The organism is Bacillota bacterium, assembly GCA_040754675.1.
Classification (GTDB): Bacteria; Bacillota; Limnochordia; order Limnochordales; family Geochordaceae; genus Geochorda.
On sequence record JBFMCJ010000387.1, the window covers coordinates 1 to 3,941 of the forward strand.

A 3,941-nucleotide genomic window follows, 5' to 3' on the forward strand; every position below is an offset into this window, starting at 1 on the left:
TCCTGCTCGTCAAACGTGAGATCGGCGGTGACCCGTACCACCACGTGCCCCGCGCCCCAGACCTGTTCCAGGGTCGCCTGCAGGCTTCTCTCCAGTTCGCGCTCGTAGGTGCGCTTCAACTGCAACCGTTCTGCCGCCGCGTTGCTGGCGCCGGCCCCCTGCTCGGCTGCGAACAGGTCCGAGAGCACGTTGCCCTTTGTGTCCACCACGGTGACGTTGGCCGGGTCCAGGCCCTCCACGCTGTTGGCCACCAGGTGCACGATCCCGCGCACCTGCGCACGGCTCAAGCTGACACCCGGCTGCAAGCTCAAGAGCACCGAGGCGGTGGCCGGACGCTGTTCGGAGATGAACAGACTGCGTTCAGGGATCACGATGTGGACCCTTGCATCCGAAACGCCCTGGATGCTGCGGATGGTCCGGGTCAGTTCACCCTGCAAAGCCCAGTAGTAGCGGAGGCGGCGCTCGAAGTCCGTAAGGCCCAAATTGGTTTCCTTCAGGATCTCGAAACCGACGACGCTGTTCTTCGGAAGCCCCTCCATCGCGAGGCCGAGCCGCACCTCATGGACGGAACCTTCCGGAACGTAGACGGCCCCCTGGGTCTCGTCCACCCGGAAGTCCACCCGGCGATCCTGCAGCGCGACCACCACTGCCCGCAGATCGTCCCGCTGCAGGCCCGTGAAGACCGGCTCGTAGCGCGGCGTCCCGAGCTGCACGCCCAGCACGATGATGGCCACGAGCAACGCCGCGGCGCCGCCCAGAGTCGCCAGGCGTGCCGTACGGCTCATGCCCCGCCAGATGCTTCCGACCTGCTCCCTCGAACGCTCCAGCGCCGCGCGCACTTCCGGCCTCCCGTCCCCCCGCTACGCTGGGCCCGTCAGATGGGCATCCGGGAGATTTCCTGATAGGCCTCGATCAGCTTGTTGCGAACGGCAACGGTGAGTTCGAGGGCCAGCCGGGCGCGCTCGATGGCGAGCGACACCTGGTGCAGGTCGGTGACGTCGCCCCGAGCCACTGCCTCCGCCGCCTGCTGTGCCTGGATCTGGAGGTCGTTGACCTGGGCGATGGCGTCCTTCAGCACCTGGGTGAAGGGCCTGGTGGCTGTTTTCGCTTCCGACGAAGACGCAACGGAGCTTGTCGCGCCCGCCTGCCCCCCAATAACATGGCCTGTCACCAGGCCGACACGGCTAAGGCTGGTCATGGCGGCCATATCCTGCCCATCCTCCCATCGCGGTCAGGAACGGCGCTTCCTGCTACCCGCGCAGCAGAGCAAGCGCCCCCCGGGCCATCTCGGAGGCCGCGCCGAACGCCGCCAGGTTGGCCTGGTAGGCCCGCTCGGCGGCCAGCATGTCCACCATCTCGGTGATGGGATCCACGTTGGGATACTCCACGTAACCGTCCGGCCGGGCGTCGGGATGACCGGGGTCATAGACCAGGCGGGGCGGCGACGGATCCTCGATTACGGCCGCCACTTCAACACCCATGCCGGGACGCGCCTGGACGCGAGGGGCTGCAGGAAACACCCACGCCTGCGGCTCAAGGGCGGAGAATACCGCTACTTGCCGCCGGTACGGCCCGCCCCTTGGCGACCGAGTGGAGTAGGCGTTGGCGAGGTTGTTGGCGATCAGATCCATTCGCAGGCGCTCGGCGGTCAACCCGGATGCGCTGATGTCAAGCGAGGGCAGAAAAGGCATTTCGTGTGGGCCCTCCCTCCTAGCGGCGCCCTTCGGAGATGGCGGTGCGCAGGGCAGCAAAGCGCGTACCCAGGACCGTGGTCACGGTCTGGTAGAAGAGCGTGTTTTTCGAGAGCGCGACCATCTCCCGTTCGATGTCCACGTTGCTCCGGTCGTTTCGCACCAGGCTGGTCGTGTCACGCACCAAAACCGGCTGCACCGGCTTCCCCCCCGCAACGGGGAGGTGGGCCGGATGGGTGCGCACGACATCCACCTTTCGGCGCTCTCTCTCGGCTTGCTGGGCCCGCAGCGCCTCCTCGTACACCACGTCAAAGCGCCGGTAGCGGGGCGTTTCGACGTTCGCGAGGTTGTGAGCGATGGCCTCCTGGCGGAGCGCTGCCGCGTCCAGAGCCAACGCCAGGCTGCTGTCGGCAGCATTCCAAAGAAGCCCGACCCTTTGCATTGACCTCACACCTCCCGTACCCTTATCGGCCCCCGGCGCCACGGGGTGTACGTGACCCCGCCGGCGGGTCGCCGGTCCTGTTCCGGACCCGGGACTGTGGTCCCGGATCCTGTAATGCCGGCATTTCCCACGGAAACTGTCGGTTTATGTCACTACGACACCAGAATGGAGGATTCCTCCGAATCCTCCAGTAAAACCTTGTATCAGTAAATTCAGAATACTTGAGGCCGTCGTGGAGCGCCTTTGAGCCGTGGGTCGCGCAGGAGGGAGGCAGCGGGCTGCTTCTAGAGAATGTACCGGGAGAGATCCCGGTCCTCGGCGATGCCGGCCAGGCGCCTGCGGACGTACGCCGCGTCGATGACCACGCGCTGCCCCCGGTACGAGGGGGCGTCGAACGAGATCTCCTCGAGCACCCGTTCCATCAGCGTCTGAAGCCGGCGGGCGCCGATGTTTTCCGTCTGCTCGTTGACGAGTTCGGCGAGGCGCGCGATCTCGTCAAGCCCATCGTCCGTGAACTCCAGCTTCACGCCCTCGGTCGCCAGCAGTTCGGAGTACTGGCGCGTCAGCGCGTTCTGGGGCTCCGTCAGGATGCGGCGCAGATCCGAGCGCCCGAGCGGTTTCAGTTCCACCCGGATGGGAAAGCGGCCCTGCAGTTCGGGAATCAGGTCGGAGGGCTTCGTGACGTGGAAGGCTCCGGCCGCGATGAACAGAACGTGGTCGGTGCGCACGGGCCCGTACTTGGTCGTTACGGTCGATCCCTCCACGATGGGCAACAGGTCTCGCTGAACCCCTTCCCTCGACACGTCGGGCCCCACCCCCCGCTCCCGCCCCGCGATCTTGTCAATCTCGTCGATGAAAACGATGCCGGATTGTTCAACCCGGCGGATGGCCTCGGCAGTCACCTCCTCCATGTCGATGCGCCTCTGCGCCTCTTCCATGGTGAAGACGCGGCGCGCCTCCGCGACCGTCACCTTGCGGCGCCGCTTCCGGCGCGGCAGCAAATTCCCGAAGAGATCCTGGAGGTTGATCCCCATCTCCTCGACGCCGTGGCCCGACACAACCTCGACGACGCCGGGCGTGCGGTCTTCCACCTCGATTTCAACCACCTGGTCCTCAAGTTCTCCCGCAGCCAGCCTTCGCCGTAGCTCCGCCCGGCGTGCCTCGGCGTCTGCCGCCTCGGCCTCTGAGCGGTCGTCCGTCTCGGGGCGCGACACGTTGATTCCGAACAGCGCAGCCAGCGGATTGGAAGCCTGCCGGGGCCGCGGGGCGGGTGCGAGCGCGTCCAACAGCCTCTCCTCAACGGCGGGAGCCACCTGATCGATGACCGCCTCCGTTCGCTCCTGTTTGACCATGCGAACCGCGGTCTCCACCAGGTCCCGCACGATGGCGTCCACGTCCCGGCCCACGTAGCCCACCTCGGTAAACTTGGTGGCCTCCACCTTTATGAAAGGCGCGTCCACGAGGCGTGCAAGCCGCCTTGCGATCTCCGTCTTGCCGACGCCCGTCGGGCCGATCATGAGGATGTTTTTGGGGGTGACTTCATCGCGCAGTTCCGGCGGGAGAAGCTGCCGGCGGTGGCGGTTGCGCAGGGCGATGGCCACCGCCCGCTTGGCCTCCTGCTGGCCGACGATGTATCGGTCGAGTTCTTCGACGATGCGCCGCGGGGTGAGATCTTCCATGCGCACGCCCATCACTTCCAAACGAGCGGCCTGGCGCTTTGGGGCCCCTGGCTCAAAGTTCCTCCACCAGAATGCGGTCGTTTGTATATATATCGATGGAAGCCGCGATCATCAGGGACTCCTGCACGA

General features: G+C 66.1%; 5 protein-coding genes. All 5 read right to left on the reverse strand.

The features are described from left to right. Window positions 1-839: flagellar basal-body MS-ring/collar protein FliF (gene fliF, locus AB1609_17430; protein ID MEW6048229.1), on the reverse strand; the 839-nt coding region annotated here is incomplete at its 3' end. Between the two features lie 35 nt (window positions 840-874). After that, window positions 875-1,198: a flagellar hook-basal body complex protein FliE gene (gene fliE / locus AB1609_17435; protein ID MEW6048230.1), complete on the reverse strand. Its 324-nt coding sequence runs from the start codon at window positions 1,196-1,198 to the stop codon at window positions 875-877. Between the two features lie 52 nt (window positions 1,199-1,250). Further along, the gene (gene flgC / locus AB1609_17440) at window positions 1,251-1,691 is read right to left on the reverse strand and encodes a flagellar basal body rod protein FlgC (GenBank protein ID MEW6048231.1); all 441 of its coding nucleotides are present in this window, start codon (window positions 1,689-1,691) and stop codon (window positions 1,251-1,253) included. 19 nt (window positions 1,692-1,710) lie between these two features. After that, entirely contained in the window at window positions 1,711-2,133 is a 423-nt protein-coding gene (flgB, locus tag AB1609_17445) for a flagellar basal body rod protein FlgB (GenBank protein ID MEW6048232.1), read from the reverse strand. A 284-nt stretch (window positions 2,134-2,417) separates the two neighbouring features. Continuing rightward, the gene (hslU, locus tag AB1609_17450) at window positions 2,418-3,812 is read right to left on the reverse strand and encodes an ATP-dependent protease ATPase subunit HslU (protein MEW6048233.1); all 1,395 of its coding nucleotides are present in this window, start codon (window positions 3,810-3,812) and stop codon (window positions 2,418-2,420) included. Between the last annotated feature and the right edge of the window lie 129 nt (window positions 3,813-3,941).